This window comes from Rothia kristinae NBRC 15354 (genome assembly GCF_001570865.1).
In the GTDB taxonomy this organism is placed as follows: Bacteria; Actinomycetota; Actinomycetes; order Actinomycetales; family Micrococcaceae; genus Rothia; species Rothia kristinae.
In genome coordinates, this window is the sequence record NZ_BCSM01000008.1 from 1 (window position 1) to 19,454 (window position 19,454).

At 68.6% G+C, this 19,454-nt stretch carries 13 protein-coding genes and 4 pseudogenes; 7 read left to right on the top strand and 10 right to left on the bottom strand.

The window, feature by feature from the left end:
- Positions 1-127 (top strand): annotated as a pseudogene (locus KKR01S_RS10560) (transposase); the annotation flags it as partial.
- A 112-nt stretch (positions 128-239) separates the two neighbouring features.
- On the opposite strand, the gene KKR01S_RS06025 reads toward KKR01S_RS10560, so the two are convergent.
- The 5 genes from KKR01S_RS06025 to KKR01S_RS06045 all read right to left on the bottom strand — a co-directional run bounded on the left by KKR01S_RS06025 (position 240) and on the right by KKR01S_RS06045 (position 6,474).
- The gene (locus KKR01S_RS06025; protein ID WP_061225551.1) at positions 240-2,576 is read right to left on the bottom strand and encodes a copper-transporting P-type ATPase; all 2,337 of its coding nucleotides are present in this window, start codon (positions 2,574-2,576) and stop codon (positions 240-242) included.
- 68 nt (positions 2,577-2,644) lie between these two features.
- Positions 2,645-2,950, bottom strand: coding sequence for a hypothetical protein (locus tag KKR01S_RS06030; RefSeq protein ID WP_040159608.1), 306 nt, complete (start codon positions 2,948-2,950; stop codon positions 2,645-2,647).
- Between the two features lie 175 nt (positions 2,951-3,125).
- Positions 3,126-4,604, bottom strand: a complete 1,479-nt coding sequence (locus KKR01S_RS06035) for a multicopper oxidase family protein (protein ID WP_028703847.1) — start codon at positions 4,602-4,604, stop codon at positions 3,126-3,128.
- A 35-nt stretch (positions 4,605-4,639) separates the two neighbouring features.
- The gene (locus KKR01S_RS06040; protein WP_242650647.1) at positions 4,640-5,728 is read right to left on the bottom strand and encodes a sensor histidine kinase; all 1,089 of its coding nucleotides are present in this window, start codon (positions 5,726-5,728) and stop codon (positions 4,640-4,642) included.
- Positions 5,729-5,778: 50 nt separating this feature from the next.
- Complete coding sequence (locus tag KKR01S_RS06045; RefSeq protein ID WP_058730458.1) at positions 5,779-6,474, bottom strand: response regulator; 696 nt, start codon at positions 6,472-6,474, stop codon at positions 5,779-5,781.
- A 175-nt stretch (positions 6,475-6,649) separates the two neighbouring features.
- Here KKR01S_RS06045 and KKR01S_RS06055 point away from each other — a divergent pair.
- Positions 6,650-7,884 (top strand): IS3 family transposase gene (locus tag KKR01S_RS06055; protein WP_099049741.1). Its coding sequence is split into 2 segments (ribosomal slippage): positions 6,650-6,959 and positions 6,959-7,884, totalling 1,236 coding nucleotides; the frame shifts between segments, so codons are not numbered across the junction.
- Between the two features lie 360 nt (positions 7,885-8,244).
- On the opposite strand, the gene KKR01S_RS06060 is transcribed toward KKR01S_RS06055, so the two are convergent.
- Entirely contained in the window at positions 8,245-9,639 is a 1,395-nt protein-coding gene (locus KKR01S_RS06060; RefSeq protein WP_061225554.1) for an FAD-dependent oxidoreductase, read from the bottom strand.
- Positions 9,640-9,666: 27 nt separating this feature from the next.
- The gene (locus tag KKR01S_RS06065) at positions 9,667-10,014 is read right to left on the bottom strand and encodes an ArsR/SmtB family transcription factor (RefSeq protein ID WP_061225555.1); all 348 of its coding nucleotides are present in this window, start codon (positions 10,012-10,014) and stop codon (positions 9,667-9,669) included.
- 112 nt (positions 10,015-10,126) lie between these two features.
- On the opposite strand from KKR01S_RS06065, the gene arsD reads away from it, so the two are divergent.
- Both arsD and arsA read left to right on the top strand, forming a co-directional pair.
- The gene (gene arsD, locus KKR01S_RS06070; RefSeq protein WP_008598604.1) at positions 10,127-10,549 is read left to right on the top strand and encodes an arsenite efflux transporter metallochaperone ArsD; all 423 of its coding nucleotides are present in this window, start codon (positions 10,127-10,129) and stop codon (positions 10,547-10,549) included.
- Positions 10,550-10,577: 28 nt separating this feature from the next.
- Positions 10,578-12,335: an arsenical pump-driving ATPase gene (arsA, locus tag KKR01S_RS06075; RefSeq protein WP_061225587.1), complete on the top strand. Its 1,758-nt coding sequence runs from the start codon at positions 10,578-10,580 to the stop codon at positions 12,333-12,335.
- 85 nt (positions 12,336-12,420) lie between these two features.
- Here arsA and istB read toward each other — a convergent pair.
- Both istB and KKR01S_RS06085 read right to left on the bottom strand, forming a co-directional pair.
- A pseudogene (istB, locus tag KKR01S_RS06080) lies at positions 12,421-13,222 on the bottom strand (IS21-like element helper ATPase IstB); the annotation flags it as partial.
- 26 nt (positions 13,223-13,248) lie between these two features.
- Positions 13,249-13,665 (bottom strand): annotated as a pseudogene (locus tag KKR01S_RS06085) (IS21 family transposase); the annotation flags it as partial.
- 140 nt (positions 13,666-13,805) lie between these two features.
- Here KKR01S_RS06085 and KKR01S_RS11595 point away from each other — a divergent pair.
- Positions 13,806-14,057 (top strand): annotated as a pseudogene (locus KKR01S_RS11595) (transposase); the annotation flags it as partial.
- A gap of 111 nt (positions 14,058-14,168) precedes the next feature.
- Positions 14,169-15,560: an IS1380 family transposase gene (locus KKR01S_RS06095; protein ID WP_061225559.1), complete on the top strand. Its 1,392-nt coding sequence runs from the start codon at positions 14,169-14,171 to the stop codon at positions 15,558-15,560.
- Between the two features lie 271 nt (positions 15,561-15,831).
- On the opposite strand, the gene KKR01S_RS06100 is transcribed toward KKR01S_RS06095, so the two are convergent.
- Complete coding sequence (locus KKR01S_RS06100) at positions 15,832-17,448, bottom strand: thiamine pyrophosphate-binding protein (RefSeq protein WP_439709795.1); 1,617 nt, start codon at positions 17,446-17,448, stop codon at positions 15,832-15,834.
- A gap of 318 nt (positions 17,449-17,766) precedes the next feature.
- On the opposite strand from KKR01S_RS06100, the gene KKR01S_RS06105 reads away from it, so the two are divergent.
- The gene (locus KKR01S_RS06105) at positions 17,767-19,428 is read left to right on the top strand and encodes an NAD-dependent malic enzyme (protein ID WP_058730455.1); all 1,662 of its coding nucleotides are present in this window, start codon (positions 17,767-17,769) and stop codon (positions 19,426-19,428) included.
- Positions 19,429-19,454: the final 26 nt, after the last annotated feature.

Here is a 19,454-nt window from a genome sequence, read left to right on the forward strand (position 1 = left end):
GGACATCTTGGGGATCTGGCCAGGCAACGGGGACGGGGAGTCGGCGAAGTTCTGGTTCGCCTGCCTGACCGAACTGAAGAACCGCGGGGTCAAGGACGTGTTCTTCGTGGTCTGTGACGGGCTCAAGGTGGCTATGTCAACTTCATTTGGCCCCGGGTTGTCGGTCTGGCTGGGCCCCGGTTGGGTGCGAGAAGCCAACCCAGAGTGAACTCCGGGCAGCTTATGGGGGGCAGTTCATGTCAGTGGTGTCGGCGCAGGCGCAGGGAGTTGGTGATGACGCTCACCGAACTGAGGGCCATGGCGGCTGCGGCGATCATCGGGGACAACAGCCAGCCGAAGGCGGGGTAGAGCACTCCCGCGGCGATCGGAATGCCGATGACGTTGTAGATGAATGCGAACAGCAGGTTCTGCTTGATGTTGCGCATAGTGTCGACGGACAGGTCGCGGGCCTTGACCAGGGCTGCGAGGTCGCCGCCGAGGAGGGTCACGTCTGCGCTCTCGATGGCGACGTCGGTCCCGGTGCCCATGGCGACGCCAACGTCCGCCCCGGCCAGGGCAGGGGCGTCGTTGACGCCGTCACCGGCCATCGCGACCGTGTGACCTTGCTCCTGGAACCGCTGGACGTGCCCATGCTTCTGATCCGGAAGCACGTCCGCGATCACCTCGTCGATGTGGAGCTCGTCGGCGATGGCGTGGGCGGTGGTGGCGTTGTCCCCGGTCAGCATCACGATCCGCATGCCACGGTGACGTAGGTCGTCGATGGCCTGGGCGGTGGTGGGCTTGAGTGGGTCGGCGATGGCCAGGATGCTTGCAGGCTGACCATCGACAGTCACGATGACGGCAGTGGCTCCTTGGCGACGGAAGGCGTCGATGTCGTCGGTCAGGGGGGTCGTGTCGGCATGCTGGGTCGTGAGGAAGGCAGGGCTGCCGACCATGACCTGGTGACCGTCGACCAATGCTTCGACGCCGCCACCCGGGTGGGCGGTGAATGCAGTGGCGGTCGGTACGGTGACGTCGCGTTCTCGCGCCGCGTCGACGATCGCGCGGGCCAAGGGATGTTCGGACCCGGACTCGACAGCGGCCGCCATGGCCAGCACGATCTCGGCGTGGTGGCCGGCGACGACCTTCTGGTCGACGAGGCTGGGATGGCCCTGGGTCAGGGTCCCGGTCTTGTCGACCACCAAGGTGTCGATCTTCTGCAGTCGTTCGAGTGCATCGGCGTTCTTGACCAGGACGCCATCGCGGGCTCCGCGACCAACCCCGACCATGATGGACATGGGTGTGGCAAGGCCAAGCGCGCAAGGGCAGGCGATGATGAGCACGGACACTGTAGCAACGATCGCGAACGGTAGCCGGGGCTGTGGCCCGACCGTGGCCCAGACGGCGAAGGTGATCAGTGCGATGCCGATCACGACCGGCACGAACACAGCGGAGATCTTGTCGACGAGCCCTTGGATGGGGGCTTGGGAACGTTGCGCCTGGGACACGAGGTCGACGATGCGGGCCAGGGTCGAGTCGGCGCCCAGGCCGGTGGCCTCGATGACCAGGCTGCCGTCGCTGGTGATGGTGCCGCCGATCACACGGTCGCCGGGGTTCTTGTCAACAGGTACCGGCTCGCCGGTGATCATGGATTCGTCGACGTAGGCGTGGCCGTCGACCACGATGCCGTCTGCTGGGATCTTCTCACCGGGGCGGACCCGGCAATGGTCGCCGACCTGCAGGTCCGCGGATGGCACTTCCTCTTCTCCTCCGTCGGGGTTGATGCGGTGCGCGGTGGCTGGCGACAGGTCCAGCAGGGCGCGGATGGCACCCGAGGTCTGGTCGCGTGCCCGCAGTTCGAGTACCTGCCCCAGCAGCACCAGGGTGATGATCACGGCGGCGGCCTCGAAGTAGACTCCGACCCGGCCACCGTCATCACGCATGATGGCCGGGAAGATCCCCGGGGCCAGGACGGCGACCACACTGTAGAACCACGCGGCACCCACACCGAGGCTGACGAGGGTGAACATGTTGAGGTGCCGGCTGGCCACTGATCGGGCGCCACGTGCGAAGAATGGCCACCCGGCCCACCACACCACGGGGGTGGACAGCGCGAGTTCGACCCAGGGCACCCACGCCCCGACGGCCAGGGCCGGGACCATCGCCAGCACCACCAGGGGCAGGCTGAGCACGGCTGCCACGCGGAGACGGCGGCGCATGTCTGCCAGCTCTGGGTTGGGTCCGTCGTGGATGCCCACCGAGACCGGTTCGAGCGCCATGCCACAGATCGGGCACTCGCCCGGCCCATCCTGCCGGATCTCGGGGTGCATGGGGCAGGTCCATTCGCCATCGCGTGGGCCGGTGTCGGCCTGTGGTGGCGGGGCGCTTTGCCCGCCGTGCTCTTGGTGGGCAGCAGGCTGCCCGGGGTGGGTGTGCTGGTGTGCTGCTGGCGCGGGGGGCTGTCCGTCCGGTTGGAGGAACATGCCGCACTTAGGGCAGCGGCCAGGGTGGTCACTGGTGACCTCGGGGTGCATGGGGCAGGTGAAGGAGTCCCCTTCAGCCGTGATGGGCTCGTCGGGTGGGGTAGGGCTGGTCATGGTCTTCCTCGTCCGTTGAGTGGTGGTGCTCTGTGGTGCTGGTGGGCGCGTGGTGCGAGGTTCTTGGCTCAGTGATGATCGGCCCCGTGGTTCATCATCCGCATCATGAGCCACATCATCACTACGCAGCCGAGGGCGGGGATGACGGCGGCCATGACGCCGCCTGCGGCGAGGCTGGCACGACCTGTCCACAGGTATCCGGCCACGATGAGCAGCATCGGGGCACACATCAGCAGGTGCATCCAGTGGTGGCTCTTGCCGTGGCCTGTCATCTTCGGATCGTGCCGGTGCTGCACGGGCTCGAGTACCGGGTCGGCGGCGGGGCGGGGAGCGTCGCTGTCACTGCGGTTGAGCTGGGTGGGGCTTGTGTACATGGTGGTCTCCTTCGTCGTGTGTGGCTGGCTGCCGTCACCATCCAGACTGTCGAGCGTCCATGAAGCTGGACCGGGGCAAATGATGAAGGTTTGACCAAGACGTCGGAGGCATGTGCGGGCATGCGGCGGTGCGGTTCCCGGGGTGACGCGGGAACCGCATCGGCGTGGGCTGGGGTCAGTAGCGCAGGCTGGTCATCATGCCGATCTCGGCGTGGTAGATGTTGTGGCAGTGCAGCATCCAGGCTCCGGGGTTGTCGGCCTGCAGGTCGGCCTCGATGGTCTGCATGGGCAGCAGCAGCACGGTGTCCTTGCGCAGTCCGTTGCTGCCCGGCAGGGACCAAGTGTGGCCGTGGATGTGCATCGGGTGGGCCATCATCGTCATGTTCGTCATCCGCATCCGGACCCGCTGTCCCGGGCTGATCGACAGGGGTGTGTCCTCACCGAACTTCTTGCCGTTGATGCCCCAGGCGTAGGGCTTCATCTGGCCGTTGAGCTGGACCTCGAGGGTCTGCTCCGGTTCCTTGTCGGGCAGCTTGGCTGCGTCGGCGGCGCGCAGGGCGGTGCCCAGGGCAGCCTTTCCTCCGAGTTCGGGGATTCGGGTGGTGGCCGGCGGAATGCTGCCGGCGCCGGTCTTGACGATGGCGCGGGCGGGAGTACCGGTCTTGCCCTCGGGGGCGGCCTGCAGCACGAAGACGCCGTCGCCGACGGTGACGGTGGCGTCGATCCTTTCTCCCATGGCGAGGTAGATGGCCGTCGCCTCGACCGGCTGCACGGCGAAACCGTCGGCGTGGGTGATGGTGAGTCGGTGCCCGGACAGGCCGACCTTGAAGATCGTGTCGGCTCCGGCATTGATGAGCCGTAGCCGGACCTTGTCCCCGGGGCGTGCCGTGAGGGTGCGCGGTGCGGCCGGGATCCGGCCGTTGACGACGTAGTGCGGGTAGCTCACGTCTCCGGCATCGCCCAAGGGGGAACTGCCGTGGTCCATGCCTCCCATGTCGTGGTTCATTCCTTGGGACAGGGGGCCGCTGTTGGCCTTGAAGTCGGCGAAGATCGCATCCGGTGACTTGCCAACCCCATCGGTCCAGTCATCCAGGACCAGGACCCATTCCGCGTCGTGGTCGCCCGGATCGCGTGGGTCGTCCAGCACGAGGGGAGCGTACAGCCCCCGGTCGATCTGGACTCCGCTGTGGGGATGGAAGAAGTAGGTTCCGGCATGGGGTGCGACGAACTCGTAGGTGAAGGCACTCTTGGCGGCGATGGGGTCCTGAGTGACACCAGGCACACCGTCGGAGGCGTTGCGCAGGGCAATGCCGTGCCAGTGCACCGAGGTGGCTGTGGGGAGCTGGTTGTCGACCGTGACCCGGAACAGGTCGCCCGCCTTGCCGCGCAGGACGTTCCCGTCGAGTTCGTCGGTGTAGGCCCAGGTCTTGGCCAGGACACCGCCCAGGTCCAAGGTGACAGGGCGCGGGGTCAGGGTGTGGGTGACGGTCGTCGCCCCGGCCGGGGTGGCGAGTGGTGTCTGGGTCGGGATGGCCCATGTGGCCGGGGTGGTGCTGGCCGGGGAGGGCTGCTTGGCGCCGCATGCAGCCAGGGCGCTGGTGGATGCCAGGCCGAGGCCGGCGAGCAAGGCCTGTCGGCGAGTGATCGTGTTCATGCCCACGACTCTTCCCGCCCCGCATTGTGACCGGGTCAGGGAAGTGTGGAGATTCGATCAAGACTTCGTGGCAGCACCAGGGTGAACGACGCACCGCAGCCCACCCCCGGACTGGCCGCCAGCACGTCGCCCCCATGTGCCCGGGCGACGGCTCTGGCGATGGTCAGGCCGACTCCGGTTCCGCCGTCGACGTCACGGACCCTGCGTGATCCTTGGTGGAAGAAGCGTTCGAAGACGTGGGGCACCTCACCGGCGGGTATGCCTGCGCCGGTGTCGCTGACCTGGATGGACACCGAGTCCGTGTCAGACCAGCTCGTCACACATACCTCACCCCCGCGTGGCGTGTGCTGGACGGCGTTGCGCAGCAGGTTGTCCAGGACCTGGCCGATGCGTGCAGGGTCGACATCCACCTCCACGGGGCAGTTGCCACGGGTCACCAGCTGGATACCTGCCTCGGCACAGGCTTTCGCACACGAGGTGACCGCCGATTCCACCAGGTCATCGATGCGGGTCAGCCGTAGTTCCAAGGGGATCCGCCCCTCCTCTGCCCTGGAGACCTCGGAGATGTCGGCCGCCAGCGCCGTGATGCGCTCGTTCTGGCGTTGGAGGACCTCAAGGACCTCCGGCCCATACACGGCGACTCCGTCCTGGAGGCTCTCGAGCGTCACCCGCGTCACGGACAGGGGCGTTCGCAGCTCATGGCCAAGATCGGTCAACATGCGTCGTCGGGTGGCCTCCGTGGCCGCGATCTGGGCCGCCATCCGGTTGAACTCATGGGCCACGGATTCGAGTTCGCGCCCCAGTGGCGGCATGCGCACGGGGTCGTCGTAGTTGCCGTGCGCGACCCTCTCAGCCCCCTCGGCCAGGGCATCCAGCCCTCGGATGAGGCTGCGGTTCAGCACCCATGACGTCACCGCCGCGATCATCATCGCGGCGGCAAGTCCCAATCCCAGGGAGGCCGCACCGGCGTCATGGAAGGCACGCTCGGCATGGTCCAGCACCATGGGCTGGGTGTGCCCGGCCTCGGCCATGTGCTTCTTGAACAACGGCGGGCCCATCTCCAGGGCGGTCAGGACCAGCGTGACGCTCATGGTGACCAGGACGGCGAACTGGGTCCACACCACCCGTCGACCCCACGACAACCCGGGCCACAGCTCTGATGGCCGTCCTCCCATCAGCCTCGGCCCATCCGGTAGCCCACGCCCCGCACAGTCAGCACGTAGCGGGGATCGGCGGCCTCCTCACCCAGCTTCTTGCGAAGGTGTGCCACGTGGACATCGACCAGATGGTCGTCGCCGACCCAGTCCTCGCCCCAGACCATGTCCGTGAGCTGACGCCGGCTCAACACACGTCCGGGATGCGCGGACAGCGCCTTCAGCAGGTCGAACTCGGTGCGTGTCAGGTCCACCGCCACACCATCCATGAAAGCTTCGCGCGAGTCGGGATGCACCACCAGTTCCCCGATCCTGCGGGCGACGGATACCGAAGCCGTGGATCTCGGGCGACGCAGCATCACCTGGACGCGTGCGACGAGTTCGCGCGGGCTGAAGGGCTTGGTGAGGTAGTCATCCGCGCCCACGGACAACCCGATGAGCATGTCCACCTCGTCAGCTCGCGCGGTCAGCATCAGGACGTAGCAGTCGCTGAAGGTGCGCACCTTGCGACAGACCTCCACTCCGTCGAGGCCCGGAAGGCCGAGGTCGAGGATGACGACATCCGGCTGCTCCTCCCGGATCCGCGACACCGCCTCGTTCCCGTCTGCACACGTGTCTGCGGCCATGCCGGCCCGTTCCAGGTAGTTCTTCACCGTGCCGGCCAGCACCGGTTCGTCGTCGACCACCAGCACCGAAGTGCGCGCCACATCGCTCATGGCTCCATCTCACCACGAAACCCAGCAGGCGTCACCTCGTCGGTTGCGAGGACGGGGACATGTTGTGGTTCATGCTGCCCATGTCGTGGTTCATGCCGGACATGCCACGGGGCTTGACCCTTGATCTTGGACACGCGGAACCCAGCACGATGCTGGGAGAAGCGAGAATCCAAGGATGGCCAGTAAGAACTACACCGACGAGTTCCGTCGCCGGGCGGTGGACTTGTACGAGTCCACCCCGGGCGCGACGCTCAAAGGGATCGCAGCGGATCTGGGCGTGTCCCGGGGCGCGTTGAAGGAATGGGTCGACAAGTTCGGCTCCGGGACGACGGCGGGTGCGGCCACGGCCGCTCCGACGCAGGGCCGGCCGGGGTCGCCGGGGGCGAGGATCGCCCGGTTGGAGGCCGAGAACGCGGCGTTGCGGGCCGAGCAGGCCAAGCTGGCCCAGGAGCGGGACATCCTGCGCCAGGCGGCGAAGTATTTCGCCGGGGAGACGAACTGGTGAACCGCTTCCAGTTCGTCGAGGACCACAAGGACGCCTGGGGCGTGAAGCGGTTGTGCGAGGTCATCGAGATCGCCCGGTCGTCGTTCTACGCCTGGCTGGCCGCCGAGCCGGCACGGGCGGCCAGGGCGGCGGCCGACGCGGCGCTGGTGTCGCGGATCCGGGTGCTGCAGGACCCGGCCCGGGGCGGGGACCGCGCCTACGGCGCGCCCCGGATCACGGCCGACCTCAACGAGGACGTGCCGGCCGGTGACCGGGTCAACCACAAGCGCGTGGCCCGGGTGATGCGCGAGCATGGCCTGGCCGGAATCCGGTTGCGCAAACGCGTGAGGACCACGATTCCGGACCAGTCCGGCAGGCGGTTCCCCGACCTGATCGGCCGCGACTTCAGCATCGGCGCGCCGTGCTGCCGTTACGTCGGTGACATCACCTACCTGCCCCTCGAGGACGGCACGAACCTCTACTTCGCCTCCTGCATCGACCTGGGCTCCCGGAAGCTGATCGGATGGGCCATGGCCGGGCACATGCGCACCGAGCTCGTCGAGGACGCGCTGAAGGTCGCCTGGTGCGAGCGTGGGACGCTGGCCGGGGCGGTGTTCCACTCCGACCACGGCTCGGTCTACACATCGAAGTCCTACGCAGCGCTGTGCGAGCAGCTCGGGGTGAGACAGTCGATGGGAGCGGTCGGCTCATCGGCCGACAACGCCCTCGCCGAAAGCCTCAACGCGGCCCTCAAGCGTGAGCTGCTCGAAGGCCGCGCCGCGTTCCCCGACGCGCCCACCGCCTACCGGGCCGTGTTTCGATGGGCGAACCGCTACAACACCCGCCGACGCCACTCCGCGATCGGCAACATCGTCCCGAATGCCTACGAAACCGCCGCCTCCGCTACGCTCACGGAAGCGGCATAACCGAAACGACACCGTGTCCACGATTCGGGGTCAAGGCCCTGTGGACGGTGGTTCGGTGGTGTTTACGGCCATGACTACCTCACATTGACGATCATCGATATGAACGTCCTCATTATATAGACAACCGTCAATATGACAAGTCACGGGGTGTTCGTCGTCGAGATTCAACCCTTTCGGGTGCGTCGGGGTGCGGCCGTGGAGCTAGGCCGGGTGGAGGTCACCTGTCATGGCGGGGGTGGGGATGGCTTGGCGGCGGCGTGCTGACGATTGGCCCGTCGGGGGTGTGGGCGGGTGGTGAGCGCGCGCTGAGGAGCGCCCCCGGGGTTCACGCTCGGCGGGGGCGCTCATTACTGCAGGGGGTCAGGGTTGGGCGCGAGTGCTCGCTGGCTGGTGCTGGGTCACCCATGCCTGCGCGGCGATCTGGATGGCGTCCCAGGGCGAGCCCAGCGGCGGTGTGTAGGCGAGGTCGAGGTCATTGATGCCGGCCACGTCCATGCCGTGGAAGAGCGCGGTGGCGTAGGTGTCGACCCGCTTGGCGGTCTCGGTGGTCAGGTGCCCGACGAGCTGGGCACCTAGCAGCCTGCCGGTGGCGCGGTCGCCGGTGATGCGGATGGTGATGGGGTGGGATCCCGGGTAGTAGGCCTTGTGGTCGTCGGGCGCCGAGGTGGTGCTGGCGGGGTCGAACCCGGCGGCGATGGCTTCGTGCTCCCGCAGCCCGGTGCGGGCTGCGACCAGGTCGAACACCTTGAGCACCTGGGTGCCGATGCTGCCCGCGAATCGGGCGTTGCCGCCCAGCGCGTTCTCGCCGGCGACCCGTCCCTGTTTGTGGGAGGTGGTGCCCAGTGGGAGGTAGGTGGTGCCGAGCAGGCGATGGTGGGTGGCGACGCAGTCGCCGGCGGCCCACACGTGTGGCAGGCCGGTGGCCATCGTCTCGTCGACGAGCACCGCACCGCGGGGCCCGGTCTGTGCTCCAGATCGGACGAGCAGGTCGGTCTCGGGGGTGACACCGACCACGACCAGAACGAGGTCCACATCCCACGACAGGGCTTCGCCGTCTCTGGCCTGACCGGTCACGTGCAGGCCGTCAGCACCCTTGGCTATGCCGGTGACGCTCGTACCGGTGTGGATATCGACCCCGTGCCGCACGAGTTCGGCATGGACGAGGGTACCGAGTTCGGGGTCGAGGGTGGACAGTACCTCGGGGGCGGCCTCGACCTGGGTGACGTGGATGCCGCGGGTGGTGAGGCCTTCGGCCATCTCCAGGCCGATGTAGCCGGCGCCGACAACCAAGGCGGTGCGCGGCTGCAGCTTCCCGAGGGAGTCGCCCAGGGCGAAGGTGTCGCCCATGGAGTGCAACAGGTGGACGCCGTCGGCGGCGCCGAGGGTGTCGAGTCCGGTGATCGGGGGACGCACGGGCCGGGCGCCGGTGCCGACCACCAGCGCGTCGTAGTCGACCAGGGCGGGGGTGTCGTCGGGTCCGATGGCCTCGAGCTGACGGGCGTCGACGTCGATGCGGGTGGCGCGCGTGTCGAGCAGCAGGTGCAGGCCCGCGGCCTCCAGGTCGGCGCGGGTGCGGTGTGCCAGGTGGTGCCAGTCTCCGACCTCGCCGGAGATGTAGTAGGGGATCCCGCAGATGGAGAAGTTCGGGTAGGCGTCGGCCACCACGACGGTGACCTCGGTCGACGGGTCGAGTTCGCGGGCACGCAGCCCCGCGGAGATGCCGGCATCGCTGCCGCCGACGCACACAACGTGCATGGGGATGTCCTTTCGGGTCGCCGGGCCTCAGCCCAGCATGGCGAGGTACTCGTGCAACGCGGCCAGCCCTTCGGGTCGCGGGGTGAAGTGCGCCCACTTGCCGCGCATTTCCTTGTCCACCAGCCCGGCCTCGACCAGCTTCTTCAGGTGGTGTGACAGCGTCGGCTGGGTCACGCCGAACACCTCGGACATGTGACACGCGCACACGCTGGAGCACCGGCTGGCCGCGATGTGGTGCAGGATCCGCAGCCGCACCGGGTCAGCGAGCGCCTTCACGACGAGCGCAACCCGTTCCGCCTGCTCCATCGAGATCGTGCCACCACCCGGCGCGCAGGCCTCGGCGGCGGCCATCGGGGCTTCCAGCAGTTCGGTCATGCAGACATGCTACCCGCTCATATTGACACCTGTCGATATGTGTGCCATGCTCACTCATATCGACGGTCATCAATGCGTGATGGTCGTCCTCCACCCGAGCCGGAGGTTTCCCATGCCCGTCATCCGTGTCTTCGAACCTGCACTGTGTTGCAACACCGGGGTCTGCGGCCCCGACCTCGACCAGGAGCTGGTCGACTTCACCGCCGCGGTCAACGCCCTCAAGGCGCAGGGGGTGGACGTCCACCGCGCCAATCTGGCCAGCGAGCCGGCGCAGTTCGCGGAGCACCCCGTGGTCGTCAAGTTCCTGCAGGCCGCCGGCTCCGAGGGGCTACCCCTGACGCTGGTCGACGACGTCACCGTGCTGGCCGGCCGCCACCCGCGCCGCGACGAGCTGGAGCGCTACGCCGGCCTGAACCCGACGAAGGACGCCCAGCCCCAGGGCGGATGCTGCGGCCCGCAGCAGGAAGCCCCCGCCGCGTCCACTGGCTGCTGTGGGCAGCCCGCCACTACCAGCACCGTGTCCGGCTGCTGCTGACCCCGACTCGAACTTTCAGGAGATTATGGTGACCCAGTTTCTCGACAACCCGCCCCGGCACTTTTTCTTCACTGGCAAGGGCGGTGTCGGCAAGACCAGCATCGCGTGCGCCACGGCCGTGCACCTCGCCCACCAGGGCAAGCGGGTGCTGCTGGTCAGCACCGACCCGGCGAGCAACATCGCCCAGGTGTTCGGTGCCACCATCGGCAACAAGATCACCCCGATTCCGCAGGTGCCCGGCCTCGACGCGCTGGAGATTGACCCCGACGAGGCCGCTGAGGCCTACCGCAACAAGATCCTGGAACCGGTGCGCGCGGTCCTGCCCATCAAGGAGATCGAGGCCATCACCGAGCAGCTGTCGGGCTCCTGCACCACCGAGATCGCCTCGTTCAACGAGTTCACCGACCTGCTCGCCGACACCCAGGCCACCGCCGGCTACGACCACGTCATCTTCGACACCGCCCCCACCGGCCACACCATCCGCCTGCTGCAGCTGCCCGGCAGCTGGACCAGCTACCTTGACAACGGCAAGGGCGACGCGTCCTGTCTGGGGCCCATGAGCGGGCTCGAGAAGAACCGCGCCACCTACCGCGCCGCCGTCGAGGCTCTCACCGACCCCACCAGCACCCGCCTGGTGCTCGTCGCCCGGGCCCAGCAGTCCACGCTGCGCGAGGTCGCCCGCACCCTGGACGAGCTCGCCGAGCTCGACATCCACGCCGCCAACCTGGTCGTCAACGGCGTCTTGCCCGCCGCGGCCGCCACCGACGACCTGTCCCGCGCCATCCACGACCGCGAACAGGCGGCGCTCGCTGCCATGCCTGCCGCCCTGGCAGCCCTGCCGCGCGACACGGTGAGCCTCAAGAGCGTCAACATGGTCGGCCTGGAGGCGCTCGCCACCCTGTTCCACGACGAGGACGCCCCGCAGGCCGACGCGCAGGACACCGGCGGGCAGGGCATCGGCCAGCAGCCGTACCTTGCCGGCCTGGTCGACCAGCTCGCCGAGGCCGACCATGGGCTCGTGATGACGATGGGCAAGGGCGGTGTCGGCAAGACCACCGTCGCAGCCGCCATCGCCATCGCCCTGGTGCAGCGCGGCAAGAAGGTCCTGCTCACCACCACCGATCCCGCCGCGCACCTGTCGACCACCCTCGGCAACGACGTCGACGGGCTCGAGGTCAGCGCCATCGACCCTGAGAAGGCCATCCAGGAGTACCGCGACCACGTCATGGCCTCCAAGGGCACCAAGCTCGACGACGCCGGCCGCGCCGCCCTCGCCGAGGACCTCATGAGCCCCTGCACCGAGGAGATCGCCGTCTTCCAGCAGTTCAGCCGCGCCGTGAACAAGGCCCGCGACCAGTTCGTCATCATGGACACCGCCCCCACCGGCCACACCCTGCTCCTGATGGACGCCACCGGTTCCTACCACCGCGACATCACCCGCCACCTCGACGACGACCAGCGCGGCCACGTCACCACCCCGCTGATGCGGCTCCAAGACCCCGACCACACCAAGATCATCGTGGTCACCCTGCCCGAGACCACCCCCGTCACCGAGGCGCAGGCCCTGGCCAGCGACCTGGAACGCGCCAACATCCACCCGTGGGCGTGGGTCGTGAACAACTCCCTCGCGGCAGCCCACCCCACCAGCCCACTGCTCGCCACCCGCGCACGCTCCGAGCAACAGCAGCTGGACGCGGTGGCCGCCACCACCAACCGCATGGCCGTCATCCCCACCCAGACCCGCGAACCCGTCGGCACGCAACAGCTCACCGCTCTCAGCAACTGACTCAGGGAGTGACGCCTACCCGCCGGACCCAACTGGTGGATCCGGCGGTAGGCGACTGCCTATTTGCAGGGTGCCACCCGGCCTGTCGGGCTCGGGTGTGGGCGAGGCGGTAGGAGTTGGTGCCGGTTTCGATGATGGTGGCGTTGTAGGTGAGGCGGTCGACGATTGCTGCGCACAGGCGGGGGGTCGGTGAAGGTGTCGGTCCAGGCGGAGAAGGACTGGTTGGAGGCGATCGCGATGGCGTTCTTTTCCTCTCGTTCGGTGAGGACCTGGAACAGCAGTTCGGCGCCTCGCCGGTCGAGTTCCAGGTAGCCGAGCTCGTCAATGACGAGGAGGTCGACGCGGCCGTGGCGGTTGATGGTCTTGGTGAGTTGTTTCTCGTCGGCGGCTTCGACGAGCTCGTTCACGAGCCGGGTGGCGAGGGTGTAGCGGACGCGGTAGCCCTGTTCTGCGGCGGCGGTGCCGAGTGCGATGAGCAGGTGGGACTTGCCGGTGCCGGAGTCCCCGATCAGGCACAGCGGGTCGCCGCGGCGGATCCAGTCGCCGGTGGCGAGCTCGTTGATGGTGGCGGGGTTGATGTTCGGGTTCGCGGTGAAGTCGAAGTCGGCCAGCCACTTCTCGCGCGGGAATCCGGCGCTCTTGATACGGCGCAGGGTAGAGCGCCGGTCGCGGTCGTCGACCTCGGCCAGGAGCAGCTCGGCGAGGAAGCCCTGGTAGGTGAGTTGTTCCTTGGTGGCGGTGGTGATCGCCTCATCGACGACGGACCGGATGGTGGGCAGTCGTAGGCGGCGGCAGGCCTGGTCGATCGCGGCCTGGGCGGCTTGTTCGGTGAGGCCGTGACGACGACGAAGACCGCCCTGACGGGAGCTGCTGGTGTTCGTGGTCATGGGGTTCCTGTCTGGGTGTGGTGGTGGACCTCGGCCTCCGCGCCGGGGGCGTGGTCCTGCGGCACCATCGCCTCCACCCGGCGCCCGGCCTCCAGATCGATCTGCGCGCGCCTGACCCGGACGTAGTCCCGCACCGTGGAGTAGGACAGGTCGGTGGCGCCGTGCTCGTCACGCAACCGGTCCAGGATCCTCGTGGCGGTGTGGCGCTGCTTGCGCGGGGCGGTCAGGTCGTAGAGCAGCATCTGGTCGATCGCCGGCTTGTACGGGTCCAGGCGCGGTGCTGTGCGGACCGGTTTCTTGCGGGGTGGTGGTTCGGCTGCGGCGAGTGCGTGGCGGACGGTGCGGCGGTGCACCCCGTGCTTGCGCGCGAGCTCGCGGATGGACAGGCCATCGACTCGCGCGTCGTGGTGGATGTCGGCGTACAGCTGCACTCGTGACCCCATCTCGGCCTCCTCGCCTCACACCAGTGGATGGGGACCAGCGTGGAGGGGCGGGGCCAATTCAGACCATCAACACCCCGGCAAGTCGCACGCGGGGCCAGATCAGGCCGTCACAACGGGGCCGAACCAAGCTGGCACAACCACTCAAGGGCCTGCCCGACTCGATCGGACAGGTCTTCCCGGCCGCGAAGGTACAGACCTGTCTGATCCACCTGCTGCGCAACAGTTTCGGCTACGCGTCGAAGCGACACTGGCCCGAGATCGCCGTCAACCTCAGGCCTGTCTACGAAGCCCCCACCCCGGAGGCGGCCGAGGCAGCGTTCGAGGAGTTCGCGGAGAAGTGGGGCAAGGCCTACCCAGCCATGATCAGGCTCTGGCGCAACGCCTGGACCGAGCCCGGAGATTTCATGGGGGTAGGTGACCCCTGAACGCGAGAAGTGCCCTTGACCTGCAAGGATGTCGATTGCTGAAGTCGATACTTGCAGGATCAGAGGGGCACTTCTCAGGTGAGTAAGCGTAGCGGGCTGTACCCGCATGTCCGGGTTGATGCTGCGGACGTTCCCGCGGTGGCGCATGCGGGCGGGGTGCTGTTGACGCGCACGGTGCGGGTCTCGGGCTTGGATGTGGCGTTGAGGGAGGCGCTGCGACCATGGCGGAAGCCGCTGGTCAGGCACGATCCGGCGAAGGTCGTGACGGATCTGGCGGTTTCGTTGGCGTTGGGTGGGGACGCGTGCCGAGACGCGGCGTTGTTGCGGGCCGAACCCGGCGTGTACGGGCCGGTCGCTTCGGACGCCACGATCAGCCGGACTATCGCGGCCTTGGCCGCTGAGGTCGACAAGGCCGAGAAGGCCATCGCTGGAGCCCGTGCCACAGCGCGCGAACACGCGTGGCGTCTGGCCGGTGACCGCGCCCCGAGCCACGACGCGTCAGCGGCGAATCCGCTGGTCATTGACCTTGACGCGACTCTGGTGACGGCGCACTCGGACAAGGAACAGGCTGCGCCGACGTTCAAACGCGGCTACGGGTTCCACCCGCTGTGCGCCTTCGTGGACCACGGCGGCGACGGCACCGGGGAACCGTTGGCGGTGCTCCTGCGCCCGGGCAACGCCGGATCGAACACGGCCGCGGACCACGAGACAGTCATCAAGCAAGCGCTGGCCGCCACACCAGGGATCAACCCGAGGAGGCCGGGTAAGAAGGTCCTGATCCGCACCGATGGCGCTGGTGGCACCCGTGACCTGTTGTGGTTTTGCCACCGGCGCGGGGTGTCGTATTCGATCGGATGGACCCTGCCGGCCGCGATGCCGCAGCTGTACCGGCTCGTGCCCGAGCGCGTGTGGCAGCCGGCGTACGACGCCGACGGGGCCGTGCGTGAGGGCGCGCACGTGGCTGAGCTCACCGACCTGCTCACGCTGAAGGGCTACCCGCCGGGCATGCGCGTCATCGTCCGTCGCGAACGTCCCCACCCCGGAGCTCAGCTGCGGTTCGAGGACATCGACGGTTACCGGTTGACCGCGTTCGTCACCAATACGCAGCGTGGACAGCTCGCTGAGCTGGAGTTACGCCACCGTCGGCGGGCCAGGTGTGAGGACCGCATCCGGATCGCCAAGGACACCGGCCTGCACAACCTCCCGTTGCAGGGCTTCGCCCAGAACCGGATCTGGCTGCTCATCGTGCAACTCGCGAACGATCTGCTCGCCTGGATGGGAATGCTCGCCCTGAACGGACACGCCGCCCGCCGGTGGGAACCCAAAACACTGCGGCACCGTCTGTTCACCATCGCCGCAACACTCGCGCGATCCGCCCGTCAACGTCTTCTCCACATCAAGGACACCGCGTCCTGGGCAGTCCTGTTCACCACCGCATGGGACAAACTCGCGACCATGGCCCCACCCTGACCAGCGCCACCCCCGTCCCTTCGAGCCAGCACCGTCCTCGTTCCGTGGAAGACGACGCCCACCGGAAGCGACATCCCGGCCCTTGTCGTACCCACCTGCAAGAATCAGCCGATCTCAACGGCAGCGGCGCCCGTCACACCGGCGCCGCTGCCCGATGAAACATCCGGGTTAGGGCGTACGTATCCAGGGGTGCCTCCGTCCCTGCGTCTTGGGTCGGCAGGGAAGCGGCCCGCCGGGAACCGAGGTCCTGGCGGGCCGCCGCGAACCGAGGCTACTTCAGGGTCCGGCCGATCCTCAGGTGGATCAGGGACGGGCCGCGCGTGCGCAGGGCGGTGCGCACGGCGTCGGCCAGGGTGTCCATGGTGGCCTCCACGCCCACGGCGCCGAAGCCCTCCGCGAGCTTCACCCAGTCCGGCTGGCGCAGATCCACCGCCACCGGGGCGAGCCCGGCGGCCCGCTCATTGGCGCGGATCTCCCCGTAGCCGCCGTTGTCCACGCAGATGATCGGCAGATCCAGCTCCTGCTCCACCGCCGTCATCAGCTCCTGGATCGCGAACATCAGCGCGCCATCACCCAGCAGGCACACCACCGGACGCTCCGGGGCGGCCACCTTCGCCCCCACCGCCGCCGGCAGGCCGTAGCCCAGCGTGGAGTAGGTGGCCATGAACAGCAGCGAGTTCGGTCGCTGCGCCCGGTAGAACGTGGTGGTGCCCATGTACGTCACCTGGGAGGAATCCCCGGCGATGATCGTGTCCTCCGGCAGCACCTCCATGATCAGCTCATTCAGCTGCGCCAGCTCCGGGGCGATCGCCCGACCCTCCTCATCCAGGGCGTCGAAGACCTCCCGCAGATCCCGCTCCGGCCGCGCCGGCCTCCCCGCCAGCTCGGCGCGCAGCGCCTCCACCAGCTGCGGCACGACGGCCGCGGAATTGCCCGGCAGCTCCAGGTCCGGGGTGATGTTGGTGAGCATCTGGGAGCGCTCGATGTCCTGGCGGATCACCGGGCCCGCCGGGCGGATATCCCCCTCCCACAGCTCGGCCTCCCCGATCTTCGAGCCCACGATCAGCAGGGCGTCCGCAGAACGGCAGAACTCGTGCATCGCGGACAGCCGCAGATCCGCCCCCAGGGACAGCCGATGCTTCTCCGGGATCGCGCCCTTGCCGTTCACCGACGTCACCACCGGGGCCTCCAGCAGCTCCGCCAGCTCCAGCAGCGCCGGACCCGCCGCCAGGGAGCCGCCGCCGGCCACGATCACCGGACGCTCGGAGGCCGCCAGCAGCTTCGCCGCCCGCGCGACGTCGTGGGCCGGGGCCGGCTGTGGAGACCCCAGCGGGCGCGGGGCCAGGTCCGCCTCCTCGAAGCCGCCCTCCTCCGCGAGCACATCCATCGGCACCTCGATGTGCACCGGCCGCGGCCGGGAGTGAGCGAAGGACACGAAGGCGTTGTGGATCATCTCCACCGCCTCCAGGGCCGAATTGACCCGGCGGGACACCCCCACGATCGCCCCGACCGCGCCGGTGGGGTTCTTGGTCTCGTGCAGCGCCCCGATGTCCCGGAACTCGTGCCCGCGCGGGCGCCCGGGGGAGAGCAGGATCATCGGCCGGGACTCGGCGTAGGCGGTGGCCGCCCCGGACAGGGAGTTCAGCAGGCCCGGCCCGGAGGTGGTGATCACGACGCCGGGCAGCCCCCGGGTCAGGGACCAGCCGTCCGCGCCGTAAGCCGCGCCCTGCTCGTGCCGGGTGGTGATCGGGGTGATCCCCAGGCCCTCCAGGTGCCGGTAGAACTCCAGGTTGTGGGTGCCCGGGATCCCGAAGACCGTGTCGATGCCGTAGCCGCGCAGGGTCTTCAGGATCGCGTAGCCGGCGTTGCGGCGGGGCTCGGTGCGCACCTCGGCGCCGTCGTCCGGGGCGGCCACGGCGCTGGGGGTCGCGACGTCGGGCGCGGTCTCGGGGTGCTGGGTCACGTCAGGCCTCCTGCGGGTGCTGCGGATCGGGATGCTCGGGGGCGCCGACGCGGGAGCCGGCTGTTGCCTGTGGATGAACTGGAGTCTACCGGGAGGAAACCCGCGGCGTGACGCAGACGACGCCGGATATCGCGCGAGGAATTCCCTGGATGCTCCCAGAAACGCGGGCCTACGATCGAGAATGGAAGCACCGAGGCGGAGCCGCCGGGTTCCGCCCGAACCACCTCAGGAGCGTGATTTCCCATGGCCCTGCGTCCCGAAGCGATGACGGACCCCATCATCAACCGCGGCACCGCGTACACCCACGAGCAGCGCAGGCAGCTCGGCCTGACCGGACGCCTGCCCTCCGGAGTGGAGACCCTGGACGCCCAGGCCGCCCGTTGCTGGGCCCAGCTCGGCCAGTTCCAGACGAACCTGCAGAAGTACATCTACCTGGACCAGCTGCACGACCGGAACGAGACCGTGTACTTCAAGCTCCTCGTGGACCACCTCAAGGAGCTGCTGCCCATCGTCTACGACCCCACGATCGGCGAGGCCATCGAGAACTGGTCCCAGGACTACCGCCAGTCCCGCGCCGTCTACCTCTCCGTGGACCGCATCGAGGACATCCGGGAGAGCTTCCAGACCCTCGGCCTGGGCCCGGACGACGTCGACCTCATCGTCTGCTCCGACGCCGAGCAGATCCTCGGCATCGGCGACTGGGGCGTGAACGGCACCGACATCGCCATCGGCAAGCTCGCCATCTACACGGCCGCCGCCGGCATCGACCCCTCCCGCGTGATCGCCGTGAACCTGGACGCCGGCACCGACAACGAGGACCTGCTGAACTCCCCCACGTACCTCGGCAACCGCCACGCCCGGGTGCGCGGGAAGGAATACGACCGCCTCATCGCGGAGTACCTGAAGGTCGCCTCCGAGCTGTTCCCGCACGCCCTGCTGCACTTCGAGGACTTCGGCCCCTCCAACGCCCGGCGGATCCTGCAGGACAACGCTGAGGACTACCGCATCTTCAACGACGACATGCAGGGCACCGGCGCGATCGTCACCGCCGCCGTGATGTCCGGGATGCGGGTGAGCGGCACCGACTTCTCCGACCAGAAGGTCGTGGTCTACGGCGCCGGCACCGCCGGCACCGGGATGGCCGACCAGCTGCGCGCCGGCATGATCCGGGACGGGCTGAGCGAGAAGGAGGCCACCGCCCGGATCTGGCTGATCGACATCAACGGCCTGGTCACCGACGACATGGACGACCTGCCGGACTACCAGCAGGCCTACGCCCGCCCCGCCGACGAGGTGAAGAGCTGGAAGCGCCAGGACGGGAAGGTCGGGCTGGCCGAGGTGGTGCGCAAGGTCAAGCCGACCATCCTCATCGGCACCTCCACCGACCACGGGGCCTTCACCGAGGAGGTCGTCTCCGCGATGGCCGACGGGTGCGATCGCCCGATCATCCTGCCGCTGTCCAACCCGACCTCCCGCATCGAGGCCATGCCGCAGGACGTGATCCGCTGGTCCGACGGCCGCGCACTGGTGGCCGCCGGCATCCCCGTGGATGACCTGGACTACAAGGGCACCACCTACCGCTTCGGCCAGGGCAACAACGCCCTGCTCTACCCGGGCCTGGGCCTGGGCACGATCGTCGCCGGAGCGAAGCACGTGACCGACGGGATGCTGCTGGCCGCGGCCTCCGCGGTGGCCGACCAGGTGGATGCCTCCCAGCCCGGCGCCCCGATCCTGCCGCCGGTGGAGAACCTGCGGGCCTCCTCCGCGAAGGTCGCGGTGGCCGTGGTCGAGGAGGCCGTGCGCGCCGGCGTCGCCGAGAACGCCCCGGAGAACGTGATCGCCGCGGTCCAGGAGCGCATGTGGTGGCCGGCCTACCCGGAGGAGCTGCCGACGACGGCGCACTGATCCTGAAGGAGATGCGCCGAACCGTC